We start from the raw sequence: 21,265 nt of genomic DNA on the forward strand, positions 1-21,265 counted from the left end.
AGCATGAGTCAAAACCTTGCCCTGCTGTCGCAGGAAGAGAAAGACAAAGTGAATGTCGATCTGGCTGCCGCCGGAGTGGCTTTCAAAGAGCGCTACAATATGCCGGTCGTCGCCGATTTGGTGGAGCGGGAGCAGCCACAAGCGCTACGTGAGTGGTTTCGCCAGCGTTTGATGCATTATCGCCAGGCGTCACTCAGCCTTTCCCGTCTGCCTTACGAACCGAAGCAGAAATAACCTATGTTACGAGTTATCGATACCGAAACCTGCGGTTTGCAGGGGGGCGTGGTCGAGGTGGCGTCCGTAGACGTTATTGACGGACAAATCCTCAATCCAATGAGTGATTTGGTTTGCCCGGATCGTCCAATCAGCCGTGAGGCAATGGCGGTGCATCGCATCACCGAAGCCATGGTGGCGGATAAACCGCCTATTGAACAGGCGATTGGCCGCTATCATGGCAGCGCTCATTATGTGGCGCATAACGCCAGCTTTGATCGTCGGATGCTGCCAGAAATGCCTGGTGAATGGATTTGCACCATGACGCTGGCGCGCCAGCTGTGGCCCGGCCAGAAATATGGCAACCAGGCGCTACGCCATAGCCTGAAGCTGGATGTGACGCCACCGGCTGATTTGCATGCGCACCGCGCGTTGTATGACTGCTATGTCACCGCCGCCTTGCTGATTCGCATTATGGAAAAATCCGGCTGGGACGCGGCACAAATGGTGAGTCGCTGCCAACCCGCACCGGTCGCCGATGATGTTTTTCCGTTTGGCAAATATCGCGGACAGAGCATCGGCAGCATCGCGCGCAAAGATCCTGGCTATCTGCGCTGGGTGCTGGAGAACGTGCGCGATCTGCGCCCACCGTTGCGGCAGGCGCTGCGTAAATATGTGAAGACGGGTCAGTAGTCGCTGCGATCGGGTAATACGCCCTGTGCCAGGCCAATCAGGAAACTAAATTCCAGTGCCACCCCTTCATAGGATTTAAAGCGGCCCGACTTTCCGCCGTGGCCGGAATCCATATCCGTGCACAGCAGCAGCAACGTATCATTGGTTTTTAGCTCACGCAGTTTCGCCACCCATTTCGCCGGTTCCCAGTATTGCACCTGTGAATCGTGCAAGCCGGTGGTCACCAGCAGATGGGGATAAGCTTGTGCGGCCACATTGTCATAGGGGCTGTACTGGCTAATGGTGTGATAAAACTCCGCCTGTTCGGGGTTGCCCCACTCGTCATATTCCCCGGTAGTGAGTGGGATTGAGGGGTCGAGCATGGTCGTCACCACATCAACAAACGGCACCTGCGCCACTACACCGTGGTAGAGCTGCGGTGCCATATTAATCACCGCCCCCATCAGCAAGCCTCCGGCACTGCCCCCCATGGCATACAACTGTTGCGGGTGACCAAATCCTTTTGCCACCAGGGCTTCCGTCACATCAATAAAATCAGTGAAGCTATTGATCTTGTTGTGCAGCCTGCCATCGTCATACCACTGCTGCCCCAGTTCACCGCCGCCGCGCACATGGATAATCGCATAGACAAATCCGCGCTCCAGCAGGCTGATGCGGCTGGTGCCAAAGCTGGCGTCCATGCTGCTGCCATAAGCGCCATAGCCATAAACCAGCAACGGATTATTGCCGGGCTGGAAGTGCTGGCGATGATACACCAGCGAAACCGGAACTTCGGTGCCATCACGAACGGAGATCCAGTGATGTTCACTTTTGTAGTCGTCAGGATTGAAGCCCGGTACTGGCGTTTGCTTCAACACCCGTCGTTCGCCGCTTTCCATGTTCAGTTCGAACAGGGTAGTTGGCGTGGTCATCGACGAGTAGCCATAGCGCAGCGTATCGCTGTCCGGTGAGGGATTGTAGGCCAGCCAGGTGACATACGTCGGATCATCAAACGCGATGCCGGTGCTTTCACCACTTTCCCAGTGAATCTGCCGCAGGCTGGTAACGCCGCGGGAACGCTCCTCAACCACCAGCCAATGCTTGAACAGCTGAAAATCCTCCAGCACCACCTGCTCGCGCGCCGGGATTAGCGTTTGCCAACGGCTCTCCGCCAGCCAGGCGCTGCGGTATAAACCGAAGTTTTTACCCTCGCGATTGGAGCGGATGTAGAACTGATGATTGTAGTGATCAACGGTGTACTCATGATCGCGACGGCGCGGACAAAACACCTGGGGCTGTGCATCGGGGTATTCCGCATCAATCAGCTGGATTTCACTGGTGGTGGTGCTGAATAACGCGATCAGAATAAAGTGCTCGGAGGTGGTTTTGTGCACGCTAAGGTGGAAAGTATCGTCCTTTTCCTCATAAACCAGCTGATCGTCAGATTGCGGATGACCCAGTTCATGACGCCAGACCTGATAAGCCAGCAAGGTTTGCGGGTGTTTACGCACATAATAGATGGTACGTGAATCGTTGGCCCACGCCAGGCTGGACGATGCATCGCTTAACACCTCGGGGTACCAGCTGCCGCTCTGCAGATTACGGAAACGGACCCCGTACTGGCGGCGTGAGAGAAAATCTTCCGCCAGCGCCATCACCTGATTATCAGGGCTTATTGCCAGCGCGCCCATGGTATAGAAGTCACTGTGCGACGCGCGTTGGTTGCCATCCAGCAACAGCTGCCACTCCGCATCGGTGTCAGCCTCTTTGGGTTGACGATAATACGCTGCGTATTCATTGCCGCTTTCATAACGGCTTTGATAACGATAGCCATTTTTGACATAGGGGACGGAATGATCCTGCTGCGGAATGCGGTCAATGATCTCCTTCAGCACCTGATCCTGTAAATGCGTCTGCGATGCCATCATCGCTTTGCCGTAATCATTCTCGGCATGCAGGTAGTCGAGCACCTCGGGGTTTTGCCGGTCATCGTCACGTAGCCAGAAGTAATTATCCGTGCGCGTTTCCCCGTGCAGGGTCATTTGATGGGGGATTTTTTTCGCCTGAGGCTGATTTATCATGGTTCATTTCCCTGAAGAGACAACATTCTGCAAGCGTGGCACCGATTGGGCGCGAAGCCAAGCCATTGCAGCACAGGAAAATGTAAACGAAGGCCACGGATGTGGCCTTCGGCTGGTTAACTGGCGGGGAGTGCCGCTTTCTCTGCCATGAGATCTTTTTGCATTTCCTCGCGTACATCCTGGGGGATTTTCAATGCATCCCCCAACGCGGAGAGGTAGCTGCGCTCCATAAAATGGTCGAGATCAATGGCTGCGCAGCTGAGGAAGTAGAGTTCCAGTGCCTCTTCCTCATTTTTGACATCCGCAGCCAGCCAGTGCGGATCCAGCGGACGATTCATCGCCTGCTGAATCAGCGCTTCAGCCTGCGCGCCATAGCCAGCCTGCTGAATATTCTGTTCGATGTTCGTGCGTTCACGATCGTCAATATGCCCGTCGCTTTTGGCCGCGAATACCAGCGCGGTCACCAGACGTGCTGCGCGCTGGTCCAGCGGTGTTTGCAACTGACCATAACCCGCTTCGTTCTGATGGGTTTCACTCACCCGCTGTTTGTATTTGTTCCACAGCACAGCACCCGCTGCCGCGCCACCGCCAATAATTAACGCTTTTCCGCCATATTTGGTCAGCAGCTTGCGTGAAGATTTGCTGGCGATCAGCAACCCTGCCAGCCCACCTAACGCGCCGGGTGCCAGCATGTCACTGAGGCCACTCCCCTTACCCGCGCTTCCTTGCTTTTTCAGTACCGATTGAATTTGCTGCAACCAGTTATTCATCGTTTAACTCCTGTTTAGGATTCCGGTTTCACATGCTGCCGCAGAAGATGTCAGGAAATGTCAGAGCGGAGAAAAGTAAGGCAAACCTTATCAGGGGGAAAAGGTGAGAACGCAAACGTTTTCGTATATACTGCGCGCGCATTTTGACTGCTAAGGTGAAATTATGACGACTCTCGGAACCGCGCTGCGTCCTGCCGCAACGCGTGTCATGCTGTTAGGTTCAGGCGAGCTGGGCAAAGAAGTGGCACTGGAGTGCCAGCGTCTTGGTGTGGAAGTGATTGCGGTCGATCGCTACGCCGATGCCCCGGCCATGCACGTTGCCCATCGCAGCCATGTGATTAACATGCTGGATGGTGATGCACTGGCTGCGCTGATTGCTCAGGAAAAACCCGATTTTGTGGTGCCGGAAATTGAGGCTATCGCCACGGAAAAATTGCTGGAACTGGAGCTTCAGGGACAAAAAGTGGTGCCCACCGCGCGCGCGGCACGCCTGACCATGAACCGCGAAGGCATTCGTCGCCTGGCGGCGGAAGAACTGTCCCTGCCGACGTCTACCTACCAGTTTGCCGATAGCAAAGAAAACTTTATCGCCGCTACTGACACCATCGGATTCCCGTGCATCGTGAAGCCAGTGATGAGTTCATCAGGCAAGGGCCAGAGCTTTATTCGCGATGCCAGCCAGTTGGATAAGGCGTGGGATTACGCTCAGCAGGGTGGTCGTGCCGGTGCCGGTCGTGTGATTGTGGAAGGTGTGGTGAAGTTTGATTTCGAAATCACCCTGCTGACCATCAGCGCTGTGGATGGCATTCATTTCTGCGCCCCAATCGGTCATCGCCAGGAAGACGGCGATTATCGTGAATCCTGGCAGCCGCAGCAGATGAGCGATCTGGCGCTGCAACGCGCCCAGGACATCGCAGAGAAAGTGGTGAAAGCGCTGGGCGGTTACGGCCTGTTTGGCGTGGAGTTGTTTGTCTGCGGTGATGAGGTCATCTTTAGCGAAGTTTCGCCACGTCCGCACGACACCGGCATGGTGACGCTGATTTCACAGGACCTGTCGGAATTCGCGTTGCATGTGCGTGCCTTCCTCGGCCTGCCGATTGGCGGCATTCGCCAGTATGGCCCGGCAGCTTCGGCGGTGATCCTGCCGCAGCTGGAAAGCAACAATGTGCGTTTCGTTAATGTCGAAGCGGCGCTGGGTGCCGGTCTGCAACTGCGCCTGTTTGGCAAGCCGGAAATCGCGGGTCAGCGTCGCCTGGGTGTCGCACTTGCTACGGGTGAAAATACCGATGATGCCATCGCCCGCGCCATTGCCAGCGCAGCTGCGGTGAAAGTCGAAGGTTAATACCTGAAGCGGTGAGCCCTGTGCTCACCGCTGTTAACTTTATCGCAAGGTTGCCGCAAAATTGTGCACGATGTCGGCGACCGCAGATGCCGCTTCAAGTGGTAACAGGTGCCCTTTACCTGGAAGAATATGCAATGCCGCGCCGGGAAAATGCACGGTGATTTGTCTTTTCACCACTGTCAGTGGGTCAACCTGATCACGCTCCCCTGTCACCACCACCACCGGCACTCTTATGGCAGAAGCCACCGCGTGCAAATCCTCTTTTGAACTGCTATCGAGCCAGCCATTGACCGCTAAAGGGTCCATACGCAAAGCATCCTGAATAAGCTGTTGCTTCGCTTCTGTCGCGATCGGTGAGGCAGTCAGAATATTTTCCACTGTCCAGCGAGCCGCGTCTTCACTGGCATAAGCCGTACGCATCATTTCCCTCTGCTCGTCACTGATAGACATGGGCGCAAGTGGTGATGAGGCAACCAGCACCACACCAGACAGTCCCTGCGGGCGGCGGCTGGCAATCAACTGTGCGACTTTTCCCCCCATAGAATGCCCCACCAGGATATAACGTTGTAATCCCAGAGCCTGAATCACCGCCTGTACATCATCAGCATGATCGCCAGTGTTATAACCACTGGCAGGTGCAGCAGAAGCGCCAGCACCGCGTGCATCAATGGCGACACAACGAAAATCCTCGCTCAAACGCGCCATGACTCCCTGCCATGTCAAAGACGATCCCCCCCAGAAATGCAGAAATACCAGGGCAGTCTCCCCTTGACCATATTCTGTAATATTCAGCTCAACACCGTTCGCAATAATTTTCATTTTCCATCCTGTTAAGAGAAATGTTCATTTTGTTGCGACAGATCTTGCGTCATTACATTTAAATAGGGAATGATCGCCATAGTTCATAGATTACATACTTAAAATACGCATGGGGAATTATGGATCGCTTCACGGAGCTGGCAGTATTCGTGACCGCAGTGGAAGAAGGCAGCATCGCGGCGGCGGCAAGAAAACTCGGGTTATCAGCGGTGATGGCTGGCCGTTATCTCGCCTCGCTGGAGCAAAGGGTTGCCGCGAGATTGGTTGAACGCACGACGCAGCGGTTAAGTCTGACTGACGCTGGGCAAAAATACATGGCCCGGAGCAAACATATTCTTGAAGCCTGGGCAGAGGCTAATCGTGAAGCGGCAGACATACAAAGTAACCCAACCGGAACCTTACGTATCGCAGCCCCTGTAACCTTCGGTACCTTGTATCTCGGCCCGTTGATTGCACAGTTTATGGCCGATTTTCCTGCGGTAAACATTACACTGCAGTTACAGGATCGCTTCATTGATTTAGTGGAGGAGGGTATCGATTTGGCGCTCCGTATCGGCCATCTACCCGACTCAGAGTTAATTGCGCGAAAAATTGCGGATTGCCCATTACTGGCCTGTGCCACCCCAGCCTATCTGGCCGTTGCGGGCTCGCCGGCGACACCGGCTGAACTACACAGTCATACGCTGATAGGTTATATGGGTAATCAGAATGCCGCGCCCTGGCATTTTTATGATGATAAACAGGGATGGATTCAGGCAGATGATAAACGACGTTTTCTCGCCAACAATACCGCGATTATGCTGGAGGTAGCGTTGGCACATGCCGGGATCGCTTATGGCCCGGCTTTTGTTTTTAATCGCCATCTTTCAAGCGGTGAATTAGTCCAGGTTTTACCCGCATGGGCTTGCCCAGCGCTTCCAATGCACGCCATTACCCCCAATGCAAAGTATGTAAATACCAAAACACGCTTGTTTATTGAACGGCTTAAAACAACGTTTGCCAGCAACAGTGAGCATTGATGTACCGGCAGCGCACTGCCGGTAACGGAGAGGGATTATGGCTTACTTAGCGCCAGCCACCGCCTCTTGTGCCAGACGCGTAATACGATCCCAGTCGCCTGCTTCCAGCGCATCATTGGGCACCAGCCAGGAACCCCCGATACACAGCACACTTTTCAACGCCAGATAATCACGGTAGTTAGCCGGTGAAATGCCACCCGTCGGGCAGAAACGCACCTGCGGGAAGGGTCCGCCAATAGCCTGGAGCGCTTTCACCCCGCCATTCGCTTCTGCCGGGAAGAATTTGAACTCACGCAGGCCATAATCCATACCGGTCATCAGCTCAGAGACGGTGCTGATTCCTGGGATCAATGGCACCGGCCCTTCTACTGCCGCGCGCAGCAACGGTTCGGTAATGCCGGGACTGATCACGAACTGCGCGCCAGCATCGGTCACTTCTTTCAATTGCTGAGGATTAATGACGGTGCCCGCTCCAACAATCGCCTCAGGGACTTCTTTAATCATGGCGCGTAACGCATCCATGGCGACGGGTGTACGCAGGGTCACTTCCAGCACACGCACACCGCCCGCAACCAGCGCTTTAGCCATCGGCACAGCGTGTTCGAGTTTGTTCACCACAATGACCGGTACGACCGGTCCGGTTGTCAGGATCTGTTCTGCACTTGTTTTCCAGTTTTTCATCACGTTTCCTAAGGGGGTTTCAGTCAGACCATGAGCCTGGTCTGTGGGATGTTCCTGAGCCGTACCATACAAGATTCGTGTGACTCGCGTCTATTGGCTGCTAAGTATTTTTGAAACTACGGTTCATTCTGCTTAATCGCTACAGCGGTAAAATCTCACCGGAATCGCCAGACAGCCTGACCACGGTGCCATCCCGGTATGCCAGGGTACGCTGAGCGTCATCGATATACACCGGGATGCCGCGCGCGGCTGCCAGCAACGCCGGGTGGGACCAGGCACCGATGCCGGTAAAATAAATGCCCTCAATCCAGGCACTATCCAGCGCCATGATCTCGGAAGGTAATAAATAATTAGCGATAATCAGCGTGGGGGTATGCTGCTGCGGCAAAGTCACTAACGGGTGTCCGAGTAGCAAGCGCAATACCCGCATGCCGACGTCATAAACATCGACATATCTTTCGCGTAAATAAGCATCTTCAATGGCACGATACTCATCCGCCATCTGGCTGATGGTTGCCAGCCAAAGGTGCTCAACAGGCGCGTTTTGCTGGTCCATCTTTTCACAGGTCGCATCATAAAGTTCGCTGTCTTCCAGCATCATCTGATGAGCGGAGAAAATGGCCGCCTCTTTGTCAGATAATTGCTTTTCCGTGGTGGCGACCAATGCCGCCAGCTCCTGTTGCGCGGCCGTTATTGCATCGCTGAGCCGGGCAAGTGCATGTGGTTTTGCTTCAGCCGTTCGCGTCGGGAGCTGCGGCTTCCCCCGTTCAATACGGCAGACGGTGACAGCTACCGATGCTGGCGGTTTTTTCCTCGCATCGTCCACCGCAACGGCCTCCTGCCCCTCATCACCGAATTGTGTCGCAGCCAGTGCCGCAAAAGCGTCTATCGCCTGCTGTGCCTGCGGCCCGCGCGCATGCAGGGTAATCACGTCGCCACATTTGATCGCCAGTCGCGCCACGTTGTTCATACTCTTCGCGTTGAGCACGCGATCACCGTTAGCCAGCTGCACATCGGCGTCAAATTGATTCAGGCAACGGGCAATCGCCGATGCCGGGCGGGCATGGATACCGGTCGGGTTGGTTATGGTCGAGGAAAAGTGCAGGGGATAGTGGATGGTGTCGCTCACCGGCGCGGGTGCACCGGCCAGCCAGTCACTCTGATTCAGCTGGGCATATTTAGCCGCCAGCGCCTGGTGTGCCTCGGTGATCACCTGGTCAATGGACTGACCCGCTGCCGCTGCCACCGCCGCTGCGACAGTGCCTTCCACCAGCGGTGCCGCGCAGACCTGAACCCGCGCCATGGCCTCCTCGCCCAGCAGCTCCTTCGCCATATCGGTACTGAGGATCGCGCTACCCATATCGACCATCACCAGGACCTCGTCATCCATGACATCCTCAATGGCCGCCATTATCGCCACCGGGTCAGTGCCTATCGGATTCTCCGGGTCATCCATCCCCGCCGCTACCGCGAACTTCACTTTTCCCTGCGTCATTTGTGACGCCAGCTCAACAACCCCGTCGGCCAGTTTTCTGCTATGAGAAACCACCACGATATTGACCATATTTCATAACCTTATTGAGGACTGCAACTGTTAACCAACAACCTCACAAAGTGTTTTAAACAGCAAATAGCTGGAGGTGGCACCAGGGTCCTGATGGCCGATGGATCGCTCGCCAAGATAACTGGCGCGTCCCTTCCCTGCTCTCATCGGAATGGTGCTTTTCATTGCCGCCTCAGCAGCCTGCAAAGTAGTACTCAATGCCGTTGCCAATGGCGCGTCCTGCTGGCTTTGCAACGACGTGACAATGGCTGACAGCGTATCCACCATGGTTTTATCACCCGGATGCGCCATACCGCGTGCGCTGATACGATCCGTCCCTTCCCGGTACATGTTGTACAAATCTGTCACTGTCAGCTCTTCTTTCGCCATCACGCACTCGGCGGATTTAATGAAAAAAGTGCCATACAGCGGCCCACTGGCACCGCCGATACTCGACAACAGCACCATGCCGGTATTTTTCAAAATGGTGCCGATATCCTTATCTTCCAGCGTCGGCAGCTTTTCTTTCACCTTTTTGAAGCCACGGTTCATGTTTAACCCGTGATCGGCATCGCCAATCTCACGATCCAGATTGGTCAGAAACTCCTGTTGTTGTTCAAACACCGCTGCCGACGCATCCAGCCAGTCAATCACCTGTTTCTTGGTTACGACCATTGTTATCCCCCGGAGAGTGATTTCATCCGGTGTCGGAGCGGCCCGTCATCAGCGACCAGGCCGCGACACCGCGTTACATTTTCCAGCGTAGCGCTGGGGTGCTGACCGGAAAATCCCACAACGTCAGCATCTCCTCATCGACTTTCAATAACGTAATCGATACCCCCTGCATGTCGATGGAACTGCAGAAAGTGCCCACCAGATTGCGGGCGATATGAATGTTGCGCCCGGTGAGAATCTCTGTCGTTTTGCGATACACGGCATACAGCTCCGACAACGGCGTGCCGCCCAGCCCATTGACCAGCACAATCACACTGTCCTGTTCATTCAGCGGCTCGGTGGTCTGGCTATTTTCCACCCACTCGCCTTTTTCACCGTCCCACTGCCGTAGCACGCGGCTGTAAGGGGTGTTGTCGAGAATTTCGTTGACCATCTCCGTGACCAGCGTATCGCAATCACTGTACTTCTCGCGGCGAATACCGGGCTCACCGTGGATACCTATGCCAAACTCGATTTCATCATCGGCCAAATCAAAACTGGCCCGGCCAGCCGCCGGGACGGTACAGGCCGACAACGCCACGCCAATGGAACGGCCACGATTGCCGATACGTGTGGCCAGCTGCACGCATTCATCGAGGCTGTAACCTTCTTCAGCCGCCGCCCCGAGTATTTTCTCCGCCAGCACGGTGGTCGCGACACCACGTCGCCCGGCGGTGTAAAGGCTATCCTTGACCGCGACATCATCGTCAATCACCGCCACCTGCACCGGAATACCTTCACCGTGTAACAATTCCGCCGCGGTTTCAAAATTGAGAATGTCCCCGGTGTAATTCTTGATCAGTAGCAGAATGCCGTTATCGCTGTTGACCTTTTGCGCACATTCATACATTTGATCGGGGGTCGGTGAGGTAAAAATATGTCCGGGACAGGCACCGTCGAGCATCCCGAAACCGACAAATCCGCCATGCATCGGTTCATGTCCCGACCCGCCACCGGAAATCAGCGCCACCTTCGGTTTATCTGTGCGACGACAGATATAGAAAGGTTCGGTATTCACCAGCAATTCCGGATGCGCCAGAGCAAAGCCTTCCAATTGTTCCCTGACCACATCATCGACTTTATTGATTAACTTTTTCATCAATCCTTCCTCGTATGATCTCCCCCGTCCGAACCTTGCGGCCAGGGGAGCTGACGGTTAATGGGTGGTAAAGACAGGAATCAAGATTGAGTATAATAATGAGCCAGCTGCGCCGCCGATTAGCGGACCGACGATCGGCACCCAGGCATAGCCCCAGTCGGAACCGCCTTTATTTTTTATCGGCAACAACGCGTGGGCCAGACGCGGGCCAAGGTCACGCGCCGGGTTGATCGCATAGCCGGTGGGGCCACCTAACGACAGACCAATACTCCACACCAGCACACCGACCGCGTAAGGTCCGAAGCCGCCAGCAATACCGTTGTGCGAGTTAAAAATCGCCAGTACGCCAAACGTTAACATTGCAGTGCCAATAATTTCGGTAACCAGGTTCCATTTATAGTCACGAATGGCAGGACCGGTACAAAAGGTGGCGAGGATTAACCCTTTATCGTCGGAAACATCATAGTGGCGCTTATAGGTGAGCCAGACCAGAATTGCGCCGAGAAACGCGCCAACAAGCTGGCCGATAAAGTAAACCGGCACCACGCTTGCAGGAATGCCGCCCTGGAGCCAGACAGCCAGGGTTACCGCCGGATTGAGGTGCGCGCCGCTGACCCAGCCGACGGCATAAACAGCGACTGTCACCGCAAAGCCCCAGCCTGCGGTAATGACAATCCAGCCGCTACTTCCTCCTTTGGTTTGTTTTAATACCACGTTGGCCACCACACCGTCGCCAAGCAGGATCAACAGCATGGTGCCGACCATTTCTGATAAAAAGATGTTCATCTTTCTTTCCTTTAATTAACAGGTGATAGTGCTGGTCGTCTTATGCAAGAACAAGGTGAGAATAGAAAGGGGGAAAAAGGCTGTAAAAAAGTTTTTTTTGTTCAATCCGGAAACAGTCTTTTTCCGCGGAAGGTTGCAAAAAGAAACATTCCGCCAGCGAAAAAATAGGTTATTTGACCGCCGTCATACTGTATTAAAAGATGTGAGACACTTCACAGCCACTCAGAGTGAAATTAAAAAGAAGTTAAATTTCAATAAATTATATATCCATTTCTACTGGCTAAACTGCGGAAAAATATTTGCCGATCGATGTCACAAATTGCGACGTCCTTTTCCTGGAAAGAACCAAAATATTCTACATATAGCGCTACGTGCGCGTTACAGACGCGTACCTCAATATTAATCGCTGGATCTTTTTCAGCAGGAAGGCAACGCATGCGTCTCAATATGAAAGCGATATGGCGGGCGTTTGTCGCCAAAGATCCCGGCGAGTTTAGCAACCTCACCAGTCTGGATCGTCTCGATATTAAACCCTGGCTGAAGGAGTCCTGGCTGCGTTGTCGGCGACAACAGCGGCACGACCACTGGCCACCACAACTTTATGCCAAAGGCATCACCTTCGACTCGCTGTGCCGCAACAAATCGGAGATGCTGAATATCTCCTCACCGATTATCGAGGATATTTTCGAATATCTTGATACGCCGGATTGCGCCATCTTCATTACCGACGAAACCGGTTGTACGCTGCGATTTTACGCCACCCCGGCAATGACCACCCGCCTGGCCGCACTGGGGATCCGCGCCAGTGTCTACTGGCGGGAAGGCATGATGGGCAATAATGCCGTTTCCAGCGCCCTGCTGCTGCACGAAACGGTCAGCGTCAGAGGCTATGAACATTTCAACCGGCATCTGCACCCGTTTACGGTTTGTGCCGCACCAGTTTTTGATAGCGACAGCACCGTGATGGGCGCGGTGGGTCTTGTCCTGCTGACCGGTAATGACACCCTGCCGACGCTTGGACTGGCGCTGGTGCACTCCATCGAACAACAAATTACCGCCAGGCTGAATACCGACCTGGTTCTGGCCGAATCCAATCAGCACCTCAGCGAAGTCCATGCACTGCTGGACGGCGTAGAAGAAGGCGTGCTGGCCTGGGACAATAAAGGCACCATTCTGTATCTCAATATTCACGGCAGCGATTTATTTAATGTTAAAGGCGAAAAGATCCTCGGGAAAAATATTCACGACATTATTAAATTGCCGCAAAACATCATTAATGCCATTGAACACAATCGTGAAGTCGATCTGTTTGAAACCGCCATTGAGTTTAATGGCAGTTTTATTTCACTGGCGATCTCCCTGAAGATCGTTAAAGGCCCCAATAATAGCCCGGACCGCTATATCGCCCTGCTGCATCCCATCGATCGCATCCGTGAACTGGTACATCGCCACAGTGGTGTCTGGGCGCGTCTGACCTTTGACGATCTCGACTATGTGGGAAGTTCCAATGCGATTCGGCGCGTGATGCGTCTGGCACAGCAGGCAGCGAAAGGACGAGGTTCGGTGCTGCTGCACGGAGAGGAAGGGCTGGGCAAGTCGCACCTGGCGCAGGCGATTCATAATGCCAGCGAGCGTCAGGATAAGCCTTTTATCACCATTAACTGCCAGGCAATCCTGCGTGAAGCGATGACCAGCGAGTTTCTCGGCGGCGTGATTAACGGTGACAAGCATGTGATTTCTAAATTCGAGCTAGCTAAAGGCGGCACATTGCTGCTGGAGAATGTTGAATATCTGACGGCAGAAGTGCAGACCGCGCTGCTGCAACTGCTGAAAACCGGACTACTTAGCAAAGCCAACCAGCTGCTGGTGCCGCTGGATGTCCGTCTCATCACCACCACCACGGTCGATATCAATCAATACGTCGATGAAAACCGCTTTCGCCGCCATTTACTGTATGAGTTGCAATCGTTTGATATCCATATCCCGCCATTGCGCGAGCGCCGCGAAGATATTCCTACGCTTATAAAGCGTTATCTGAAGATTATGAGCCATGAGGTGGGTAAAAACGTGTCGTTGTCGGACGATGCGTTGCAACTATTAACGCGTTACAGTTGGCCGGGCAATAACCGTGAATTGCGTAATGTGCTTGAACGCGCCTTCAGTTACAGCGACGGCGCAATGATTCGGGCGAAAGATATTCCTTCCTCCCTGATTGAAAGGATTCGCGATATTGGCGTTGCGCCCCCGGCTAATGGTCTGCACAGTCTTAATGATATGGAGCGGGACGCCCTGATCCAGGCCGCTATCCAGTGCAAGGGGAGAGCCATTAAGATCACCGAGGCATTAAAGATCAGCCGCACCTCGCTGTGGCGGAAACTGAAAGCCTTCAATATTCATCTGGAAGATTATAAGACGCGCTGAGGTAATGTCCGCAGGCAAAAAAAAGCCCGCTCAATCGCGGGCTTTTTCGTGGGTTACTCGAATTCGTTCCAGGAACGTCCGTCACGGGTGATCATCGCCACCGAGGCGACCGGTCCCCAGGTGCCGGCCTGATACGGCTTCGGCGCATCCGCATCGGCGTTCCATGCATCAATGATGGAATCCACCCATGTCCATGCGGCTTCGACTTCATCACGGCGCACGAACAACGCCTGAATGCCACGCATGGTTTCCAACAACAGACGCTCATAAGCATCCGCCAGATGCGACTGGTTGAAGGTTTCGGAGTAGCTGAGGTCCAGCTTGGTGGTCTGCAGTTTGTGTTTGTGATCCAGACCCGGCACTTTGTTCAGGATCTCGATATCCACACCTTCATCCGGCTGCAGGCGAATGGTCAGCTTGTTCTGCGGCAGTTCAGCGTAGGAATCTTTGAACAGGTTCATTTCCGGGTTCTTGAAGTACACCACCACTTCAGAACACTTGGTTGGCAAACGCTTACCGGTACGCAGGTAGAACGGTACGCCCGCCCAGCGCCAGTTGTCGATATCAACACGGATGGCCACGAAAGTTTCTGTACCGCTCTGCTTGTTGGCACCCTCTTCTTCCAGGTAGCCCGGTACTTTTTTGCCCTGGACAAAACCGGCGGTGTACTGACCACGCACAGTTTTTTCACGCACGTTAGTCTGATCAATGCGACGCAGCGAACGCAGCACTTTCACTTTTTCGTCACGAATCGCATCGGCGCTCAGGTCGGATGGCGGCGACATGGCGATCATGGTGAGGATCTGCAACAGGTGGTTCTGGATCATGTCACGCATCTGGCCCGCTTTATCAAAGTAGCCCCAGCGGCCTTCGATACCCACCTCTTCAGCCACCGTAATCTGCACGTGGTCGATAGTGCGGTTGTCCCAGTTATTCACGAAGATCGAGTTAGCAAAACGCAGTGCCAGCAGGTTCAGTACCGTTTCTTTGCCCAGATAGTGGTCAATACGGAAGACCTGGCTCTCTTCGAAGTATTTGCCCACGCTGTTGTTGATCTCCTGAGAGGTCTCCAGCGAGGTGCCAAGCGGCTTCTCCATCACCACACGCGCCGGTTTGGCGTTCAGTTTGGCTGAACCCAGACCATCGCAGATGGCACCAAAGGTGCTCGGCGGCATGGCGAAGTAGTTAATGGTGACGCGATTTTTCTGGTCGAGCATTTTGCCCAGACGAGAAAAGTGCGAAGTATCGTTTACGTCGAGGTTACAGAAGTCGAGACGGCTGCTGAGTTTGTCCCACAGCGCTTCATCGATCTTCTCTTTCATGAAGGTTTCCAGCGCTTCACGCACCACTTTGGTGTATGCGTCTTTGTCCCACTCCGCGCGGCCTACGCCGATAATGCGCGTGGTGTCGTGAATCTGACCGGCTTTTTCCAGCTGATACAGTGAAGGCAACAGTTTCCGGCGTGCAAGATCGCCTTTGGCACCGAAAATCACCAGATCGCATGCCTGGGCTGTTTGTGTTACCGCCATTTTCCTCTCCTCGTTGCAGGATATACCCGGTCGAGCGTCCTCATTTACCGGGTCCTTATTGTAATTTTCTTACAGCACAATGTACTTTTTTCCCTGTGCCGGAACAACCCGGACACAGGTTTACGTGTGATAACTCTGAACGCGATTGATGAATAACGTGTGTTGTCACGTGCGCTTTTGACGCTTTTTCTGTTTCTGCTTTTGTCGGGGCAAAACCCATCACGGGTCAAAGTATGACAAAAAAATCGCGTTTACATTTATCCGCAACTGCGTGCGACTGCAGTTTACACGGTATATTGTTGTTAACAGAGCGCCCTTTCATCCATAAATGAAATTGGCAAAAGTGATGAGCGGTCATCGGGTTATCAATATGCTGGAACAGATTCAGGCGCAATTGCAGGCGCTGAGCAAATCGGAACGTAAAGTCGCGGAGCAAATCCTTGCCGCCCCCCAGCAGGCCATGCATTCCAGCATCGCCACGCTGGCCGCTGCCGCCGGGGTGAGTGAACCCACGGTCAATCGCTTTTGCCATCGCATGGGCACGCGAGGCTTTCCTGATTTTAAGCTGCAACTGGCACAGAGCCTGGCGAAAGGCCCAAACTGGGTCAGCCGGGACGTGGAAGAAAATGACAGCGTTGAAAGCTACAGCCATAAAATCTTTGATTCGGCGCTGGCCGGTCTCAATCGCGTGCGCCAGCAGCTGGATATGGCGGTGATTCATCAGGCGGTTCGGGCGCTGACGCGTGCCAATAAAATTGCTTTTTTTGGTCTCGGTGCCTCCGCCGTAGTCGCCCATGACGCCACCAATAAATTCCTGCGTTTTAATCTGCCGGTCATCTGGTCGGAAGATATTGTGATCCAGCGCATGAGTTGCATAAATAGTGGACCAAATGACGTTTTTGTTCTCATATCACATACTGGTCGAACCAAAAATATGATAGAACTGGCTCGCCTGGCGCGTGTAAACGCTTCCACCGTTTTGGCTATCACATCCCCCGGTTCACCGCTTGCGGCAGAAGCCACACTGGCACTGACACTCGATGTTCCGGAAGATACTGATATCTATTTGCCGATGGTTTCCCGCCTGGCGCAATTGACCATGGTCGATGTCCTGGCTACGGGTTTTACCCTTGAGCGCGGCACCTCTTTCCGCGAGAATCTAAAACGGGTTAAAGAGGCGCTGAGAGATTCGCGCCTGGAGAAGCAAGTGCAGACAGAAATCAATGCACGGCAAAATAATTAACATCACATTCACAATGTGAGTCGAATCACAGCCCATCGATCATATAGAATATGTGACCACAACGTGTCCAGATGACAGGGACACGATACTTAGTCAACGGAGTCCTTCATGTCCAGACGTCTCAGAAGAACCAAGATCGTTACAACCCTCGGCCCGGCAACCGATCGCGACAATAACCTCGAAAAAATCATTGCGGCGGGTGCGAACGTTGTACGACTCAACTTCTCCCATGGTTCCCCGGAAGATCACCAGCTACGCGCGAATAAAGTGCGTGAAATTGCGGCCAAGCTGGGTCGCCATGTCGCCATTCTCGGCGATTTGCAGGGTCCGAAAATTCGTGTATCGACCTTTAAAGAAGGCAAAGTATTCCTCAATGTTGGCGACCGCTTCCTGCTGGATGCCAGCCTGAGCAAAGGTGAAGGCGACAAAGAGAAAGTCGGTATCGACTACAAAGGTTTGCCTGCTGACGTGGTGCCAGGTGACATTCTGCTGCTGGATGATGGGCGCGTGCAGTTGAAGGTGCTGGAAGTTCAGGGCATGAAAGTCTTCACCGAAGTCACTGTCGGTGGCCCGCTTTCCAATAACAAAGGCATCAACAAACTGGGCGGAGGCCTGTCAGCCGAAGCGCTGACTGAGAAAGATAAAGCCGATATCCTCACTGCCGCGAAAATTGGCGTAGACTACCTGGCCGTTTCTTTCCCACGCTGTGGTGAAGATATGAACTATGCGCGTCGTTTAGCGCGCGATGCCGGTTGCGAAGCCAAGCTGGTCGCGAAAGTGGAACGTGCTGAAGCGGTAGCAACCCAGGAAGCCATGGATGACATCATCCTCGCTTCTGACGTGGTGATGGTCGCGCGTGGTGACCTCGGTGTGGAAATTGGCGATCCGGAACTGGTCGGCATTCAGAAAGCGTTGATTCGTCGTGCGCGTCAGCTGAACCGCACCATTATCACCGCAACGCAGATGATGGAATCGATGATCACCAACCCGATGCCAACTCGTGCTGAAGTGATGGACGTGGCGAACGCCGTGCTCGACGGCACCGATGCGGTGATGCTGTCAGCTGAAACCGCTGCGGGTCAGTACCCGGCAGAAACGGTTTCGGCGATGGCGAAAGTCTGTCTTGGCGCGGAAAAAATCCCGAGCGTTAACGTGTCCAAGCACCGTCTTGAAGTGCAGTTCGACAACATCGAAGAAGCGATTGCGATGTCCGCGATGTATGCCGCGAACCACCTGCAAGGGGTTACCGCCATCATCACCATGACAGAATCAGGCCGTACCGCGCTGATGACATCACGTATCACTTCGGGCCTGCCGATCTTCGCAATGTCACGTCACGAGCGTACGCTGAATCTGACCGCGCTATACCGTGGTGTGACGCCGGTCTTTTTCGACAGTAACAACGACGGTGTTGCCGCCGCTCACGACGCCATCAACCTGCTGCGTGACAAAGGTTTCCTCGTCTCCGGCGATCTGGTGATAGTGACCCAGGGCGACGTGATGGCGACCACCGGCACCACCAATACCAGCCGGGTGCTGCGCGTAGACTAAATACGCCCACTGACAGCGGCTGTAACAACAAGGAAAACGCGACTGCCCTGGCAGTCGCGTTTTATTTTCTCTGACAAGGAGGCCAGATGGCCCGCTTTCAACCCATTACTCAACTCACCGGACGCGTGCTGCTATTTCCGCTGGCGCTGGTGTTGTTTGAGTTTGCCACCTATATCGCCCACGACATGATTCAACCTGGGATGTTGCTGGTCACCAGTGAATTCAATGTCGGGCCGGAATGGGTTTCCACCTCGCTGACAGCCTATTTGATGGGTGGAGTGGTACTGCAATGGCTGCTCGGCCCACTCTCCGACAAATATGGTCGCCGTCCGGTGTTACTGTTCGGCATTTTGTTTTTTGCCGCTGCCTGCATGCTCACGACGCTGGTACAGAACATCGAGCAATTTGTCACCCTGCGCTTTATTCAGGGTATCAGCCTGTGCTTTATCGGCGCAGTCAGCTATGCCGCGGTACAGGAGGCTTTCGCCGAAGCGCTGGCCGTGCGCATGATGGCGTTAATGGCGAATGTGGCGCTGCTCGCCCCGCTGGCGGGTCCACTGGCCGGTGCGGCCTGGCTTAGCGTCGGTGACTGGCGCAGCATGTTTTGGTTGTTTGCCGCCTGTAGCATCGTGGCCTTCGTGGTGCTGTGGCGCATCATGCCTGAAACGGCCGGTGACCGCAGTCACTCCATTGCCCTGCCCAATCTGGCGCGCGGCTATGGTCGCCTGGCGCGCGATAAACAGGTGATGTACGGCTCCTTCGCGATTGGCCTGGTGTTTATCCCGATTCTCACCTGGGTCGCCCTGTCGCCGGTGATTCTGATGCATGATGAAGGTCTGTCGCGTCTGCATTACGCCTTGCTGCAATTACCGGTGTTTCTGGCAATGATCGCCGGGAACCTGACACTGGGGAAACTGGCGGGACGGGTGCCGATTGAGCAACCGGTGAAATTTGCCGCATGGCCGATTCTGATCGGCCTGAGCATAGCGCTGCTGGCAAACCTGCTGAATAGCCACAGCTATCTGTTGCTGACGGCGGGTCTGAGCCTGTATGCCTTTGGTGCCGGGATGGTCAACGCCGGGCTGTACCGTCTCACCCTCTACGCCAGCAATGAAGGCAAAGGCAGTATTGCTGCAATGCTGGGCATGATCAGTATCCTGACGCTGGCTATCGGCATCGAGCTGGCGAAAAGCGCTTATTTCAGCGGCGGTACACCCTGGTTTAGCGCGATTAACTTCGCCAGCGGTGTGATGTGGTTCGGTCTGGTGACGTTGTTTCTGCGGGAACGCAAACGCCGCAGCCAGGTCACTGAAGTCTGATTAATTAACAGGCGTTGTATTAGATGATCGGATCGGATAATTCAACGCCTGATATTGGGTGATATTTTCAGCAAAAAATTTACCTTAAAAAAAATGATGAAAAGATTTCATGGACATCTGTTGAACTTTATTTTTGGCTAATTTATCACCTGTTTTTCTCATAACGCAAATAGCCCATTAATTCGCCTCGAAAATTAAATCTCGTTCTGAATGATGAAGACAAATTAATTCGCGATAAAAATTAATTCTCTCCTCCCAACCGGCATAGCCTCCCTGAAGATTAGCTTACCTGTTCAACTAACTTGTTGCTTCATCGGACAATTATCCGGACCCGACACCCTCCATCTGCAGGGCGATCGATTATTATCGTCAGAACCTAAACTTTTATTAGTTAATTTTGCTGAACTCTGATCGCACGCTTTCTTAGCGAAAAACTTACACTTGCCTGACATTTCCCTGCACATTAGTCTGTGCGCGCAGTTTAAGGATTAGTTTAATTAAACACGGGATATAACATGAACAAGAATGCTGTTGCGGTAATGATGATGGCCGCGCTTTCAGGGACCGCTTATGCGGAGTCTGCGCAATTCACACCAAACTTTTCACCGGAAAGCCTGAGTGTCGCCACTTCGGTGGGGATGCTGGGCGGTAAATCTAAAGAGCTGGTTTATGATGCAAGCAACGCACGTAAAGTCAGCCAGCTGGACTGGAAAATTAAAAATGTCGCCATCCTGAAAGGTGATATTTCCTGGGATGCATGGTCATTCCTCACCCTGAATGCACGTGGCTGGACTTCTCTGGCTTCCGGTTCCGGCCATATGGATGATTATGACTGGCTAAATGCCAACCAATCTGGCTGGACCGATCACTCATCACATCCGAGCACCGATGTGAATTACGCCAATGAATACGATCTGAATGTGAAAGGCTGGTTCCTGCAGGGCGACGATTATAAAGTCGGTGCGGTGGCAGGTTATCAGGAGACGCGTTTCAGCTGGACTGCCTATGGTGGTTCTTATAACTACGACAACGGTACGAATGTCGGTGTCAATCCACCCGGTGAACGGGGAATTGGTTACAGCCAGCGTTTCTCCATGCCATATATTGGTCTGGTCGGTCATTACCGTATCAATGATTTCGAATTTAACGCCCAGTTTAAATTCAGCGACTGGGTTCGTGCGCATGACAACGACGAACATTATCAGCGTGAACTGACTTTCCGCGAGAAAACCTCCAACTCCCGTTACTATGGTGCGGCTGTGGATGCGGGTTACTATGTCACCGAGAATGCCAAAGTATTTGCTGAATTTACTTACAGCAAATACGAAGAAGGTAAAGGTGGCACCCAGATTATCGACACACCAACCGGTGAGTCAGCGTCTTTCGGTGGTGATGCGGCAGGTATTTCCAACAAAAACTACACCGTTACGGTGGGTCTGCAATATCGCTTCTAATCACTCAAC

At 53.6% G+C, this 21,265-nt stretch carries 18 protein-coding genes; 9 read left to right on the plus strand and 9 right to left on the minus strand.

Going from position 1 to position 21,265, the window contains the following annotated elements:
- Nucleotides 1–3 precede the first annotated feature (3 nt).
- Entirely contained in the window at nt 4–234 is a 231-nt protein-coding gene (locus HA50_RS11200) for a DNA polymerase III subunit theta (protein WP_084875343.1), read from the plus strand.
- Nucleotides 235–237: 3 nt separating this feature from the next.
- Nucleotides 238–906, plus strand: coding sequence for an exodeoxyribonuclease X (gene exoX / locus HA50_RS11205; protein ID WP_084875346.1), 669 nt, complete (start codon nt 238–240; stop codon nt 904–906).
- Here exoX and HA50_RS11210 read toward each other — a convergent pair.
- Nucleotides 900–2,963 (minus strand): prolyl oligopeptidase family serine peptidase, encoded by a 2,064-nt coding sequence (locus HA50_RS11210; protein ID WP_139810978.1) that lies wholly within the window; start codon nt 2,961–2,963, stop codon nt 900–902. The two genes, exoX and HA50_RS11210, sit on opposite strands and share 7 nt — an antisense overlap.
- Before the next feature lie 119 nt (nt 2,964–3,082).
- Nucleotides 3,083–3,736, minus strand: coding sequence for a tellurite resistance TerB family protein (locus HA50_RS11215; RefSeq protein ID WP_084875350.1), 654 nt, complete (start codon nt 3,734–3,736; stop codon nt 3,083–3,085).
- A gap of 163 nt (nt 3,737–3,899) precedes the next feature.
- Here HA50_RS11215 and purT point away from each other — a divergent pair, with 163 nt between their 5' ends.
- A complete protein-coding gene (purT, locus tag HA50_RS11220) occupies nt 3,900–5,078 on the plus strand; it encodes a formate-dependent phosphoribosylglycinamide formyltransferase (RefSeq protein WP_084875352.1) in 1,179 nt (392 codons plus the stop codon).
- A gap of 39 nt (nt 5,079–5,117) precedes the next feature.
- On the opposite strand, the gene HA50_RS11225 is transcribed toward purT, so the two are convergent.
- Nucleotides 5,118–5,897 carry an alpha/beta fold hydrolase gene (locus tag HA50_RS11225; protein WP_084875354.1) on the minus strand — a complete coding sequence of 260 codons (780 nt, stop codon included), beginning with the start codon at nt 5,895–5,897 and terminating at the stop codon, nt 5,118–5,120.
- 119 nt (nt 5,898–6,016) lie between these two features.
- Here HA50_RS11225 and HA50_RS11230 point away from each other — a divergent pair, with 119 nt between their 5' ends.
- The gene (locus HA50_RS11230) at nt 6,017–6,916 is read left to right on the plus strand and encodes a LysR family transcriptional regulator (RefSeq protein WP_084875356.1); all 900 of its coding nucleotides are present in this window, start codon (nt 6,017–6,019) and stop codon (nt 6,914–6,916) included.
- Between the two features lie 42 nt (nt 6,917–6,958).
- Here HA50_RS11230 and HA50_RS11235 read toward each other — a convergent pair whose 3' ends face one another.
- The 5 genes from HA50_RS11235 to HA50_RS11255 all read right to left on the minus strand — a co-directional run bounded on the left by HA50_RS11235 (nt 6,959) and on the right by HA50_RS11255 (nt 11,739).
- Nucleotides 6,959–7,597, minus strand: coding sequence for a bifunctional 4-hydroxy-2-oxoglutarate aldolase/2-dehydro-3-deoxy-phosphogluconate aldolase (locus tag HA50_RS11235; RefSeq protein ID WP_084875359.1), 639 nt, complete (start codon nt 7,595–7,597; stop codon nt 6,959–6,961).
- Between the two features lie 139 nt (nt 7,598–7,736).
- Nucleotides 7,737–9,161, minus strand: a complete 1,425-nt coding sequence (dhaM, locus tag HA50_RS11240; protein WP_084875361.1) for a dihydroxyacetone kinase phosphoryl donor subunit DhaM — start codon at nt 9,159–9,161, stop codon at nt 7,737–7,739.
- A gap of 30 nt (nt 9,162–9,191) precedes the next feature.
- A complete protein-coding gene (gene dhaL, locus HA50_RS11245; protein ID WP_084875363.1) occupies nt 9,192–9,815 on the minus strand; it encodes a dihydroxyacetone kinase subunit DhaL in 624 nt (207 codons plus the stop codon).
- A 73-nt stretch (nt 9,816–9,888) separates the two neighbouring features.
- Nucleotides 9,889–10,953, minus strand: coding sequence for a dihydroxyacetone kinase subunit DhaK (gene dhaK / locus HA50_RS11250; protein WP_084875366.1), 1,065 nt, complete (start codon nt 10,951–10,953; stop codon nt 9,889–9,891).
- 57 nt (nt 10,954–11,010) lie between these two features.
- A complete protein-coding gene (locus tag HA50_RS11255; RefSeq protein WP_084875369.1) occupies nt 11,011–11,739 on the minus strand; it encodes an MIP/aquaporin family protein in 729 nt (242 codons plus the stop codon).
- Nucleotides 11,740–12,174: 435 nt separating this feature from the next.
- Here HA50_RS11255 and dhaR point away from each other — a divergent pair, with 435 nt between their 5' ends.
- A complete protein-coding gene (dhaR, locus tag HA50_RS11260) occupies nt 12,175–14,160 on the plus strand; it encodes a dihydroxyacetone kinase operon transcriptional regulator DhaR (RefSeq protein WP_084875371.1) in 1,986 nt (661 codons plus the stop codon).
- A 53-nt stretch (nt 14,161–14,213) separates the two neighbouring features.
- On the opposite strand, the gene zwf is transcribed toward dhaR, so the two are convergent.
- Entirely contained in the window at nt 14,214–15,689 is a 1,476-nt protein-coding gene (gene zwf / locus HA50_RS11265) for a glucose-6-phosphate dehydrogenase (protein ID WP_084875373.1), read from the minus strand.
- A 364-nt stretch (nt 15,690–16,053) separates the two neighbouring features.
- On the opposite strand from zwf, the gene HA50_RS11270 reads away from it, so the two are divergent.
- The 4 genes from HA50_RS11270 (at nt 16,054) to HA50_RS11285 (ending at nt 21,256) form a co-directional block, all read left to right on the plus strand.
- Nucleotides 16,054–16,932: a MurR/RpiR family transcriptional regulator gene (locus HA50_RS11270; protein WP_208617315.1), complete on the plus strand. Its 879-nt coding sequence runs from the start codon at nt 16,054–16,056 to the stop codon at nt 16,930–16,932.
- A gap of 108 nt (nt 16,933–17,040) precedes the next feature.
- A complete protein-coding gene (pyk, locus tag HA50_RS11275; RefSeq protein WP_084875375.1) occupies nt 17,041–18,483 on the plus strand; it encodes a pyruvate kinase in 1,443 nt (480 codons plus the stop codon).
- An 86-nt stretch (nt 18,484–18,569) separates the two neighbouring features.
- Nucleotides 18,570–19,802 (plus strand): MFS transporter, encoded by a 1,233-nt coding sequence (locus HA50_RS11280; RefSeq protein WP_084875376.1) that lies wholly within the window; start codon nt 18,570–18,572, stop codon nt 19,800–19,802.
- Between the two features lie 515 nt (nt 19,803–20,317).
- Nucleotides 20,318–21,256, plus strand: a complete 939-nt coding sequence (locus tag HA50_RS11285) for an omptin family outer membrane protease (protein ID WP_084875378.1) — start codon at nt 20,318–20,320, stop codon at nt 21,254–21,256.
- Nucleotides 21,257–21,265: the final 9 nt, after the last annotated feature.

Source organism: Pantoea cypripedii (genome assembly GCF_002095535.1).
Taxonomy (GTDB): domain Bacteria; phylum Pseudomonadota; class Gammaproteobacteria; order Enterobacterales; family Enterobacteriaceae; genus Pantoea; species Pantoea cypripedii.

Excerpts from the sequence above, each read along its gene's own strand:
- HA50_RS11200 (WP_084875343.1), top strand. The coding sequence starts at position 4 with ATGAGTCAAAACCTTGCCCTGCTGTCGCAGGAAGAGAAAGACAAAGTG.
- exoX (WP_084875346.1), top strand. The coding sequence starts at position 238 with ATGTTACGAGTTATCGATACCGAAACCTGCGGTTTGCAGGGGGGCGTG.
- HA50_RS11215 (WP_084875350.1), bottom strand. The coding sequence starts at position 3,736 with ATGAATAACTGGTTGCAGCAAATTCAATCGGTACTGAAAAAGCAAGGA.
- purT (WP_084875352.1), top strand. The coding sequence starts at position 3,900 with ATGACGACTCTCGGAACCGCGCTGCGTCCTGCCGCAACGCGTGTCATG.
- HA50_RS11225 (WP_084875354.1), bottom strand. The coding sequence starts at position 5,897 with ATGAAAATTATTGCGAACGGTGTTGAGCTGAATATTACAGAATATGGT.
- HA50_RS11230 (WP_084875356.1), top strand. The coding sequence starts at position 6,017 with ATGGATCGCTTCACGGAGCTGGCAGTATTCGTGACCGCAGTGGAAGAA.
- HA50_RS11235 (WP_084875359.1), bottom strand. The coding sequence starts at position 7,597 with ATGAAAAACTGGAAAACAAGTGCAGAACAGATCCTGACAACCGGACCG.
- dhaM (WP_084875361.1), bottom strand. The coding sequence starts at position 9,161 with ATGGTCAATATCGTGGTGGTTTCTCATAGCAGAAAACTGGCCGACGGG.
- dhaL (WP_084875363.1), bottom strand. The coding sequence starts at position 9,815 with ATGGTCGTAACCAAGAAACAGGTGATTGACTGGCTGGATGCGTCGGCA.
- dhaK (WP_084875366.1), bottom strand. The coding sequence starts at position 10,953 with ATGAAAAAGTTAATCAATAAAGTCGATGATGTGGTCAGGGAACAATTG.
- HA50_RS11255 (WP_084875369.1), bottom strand. The coding sequence starts at position 11,739 with ATGAACATCTTTTTATCAGAAATGGTCGGCACCATGCTGTTGATCCTG.
- dhaR (WP_084875371.1), top strand. The coding sequence starts at position 12,175 with ATGCGTCTCAATATGAAAGCGATATGGCGGGCGTTTGTCGCCAAAGAT.
- zwf (WP_084875373.1), bottom strand. The coding sequence starts at position 15,689 with ATGGCGGTAACACAAACAGCCCAGGCATGCGATCTGGTGATTTTCGGT.
- pyk (WP_084875375.1), top strand. The coding sequence starts at position 17,041 with ATGTCCAGACGTCTCAGAAGAACCAAGATCGTTACAACCCTCGGCCCG.
- HA50_RS11280 (WP_084875376.1), top strand. The coding sequence starts at position 18,570 with ATGGCCCGCTTTCAACCCATTACTCAACTCACCGGACGCGTGCTGCTA.
- HA50_RS11285 (WP_084875378.1), top strand. The coding sequence starts at position 20,318 with ATGAACAAGAATGCTGTTGCGGTAATGATGATGGCCGCGCTTTCAGGG.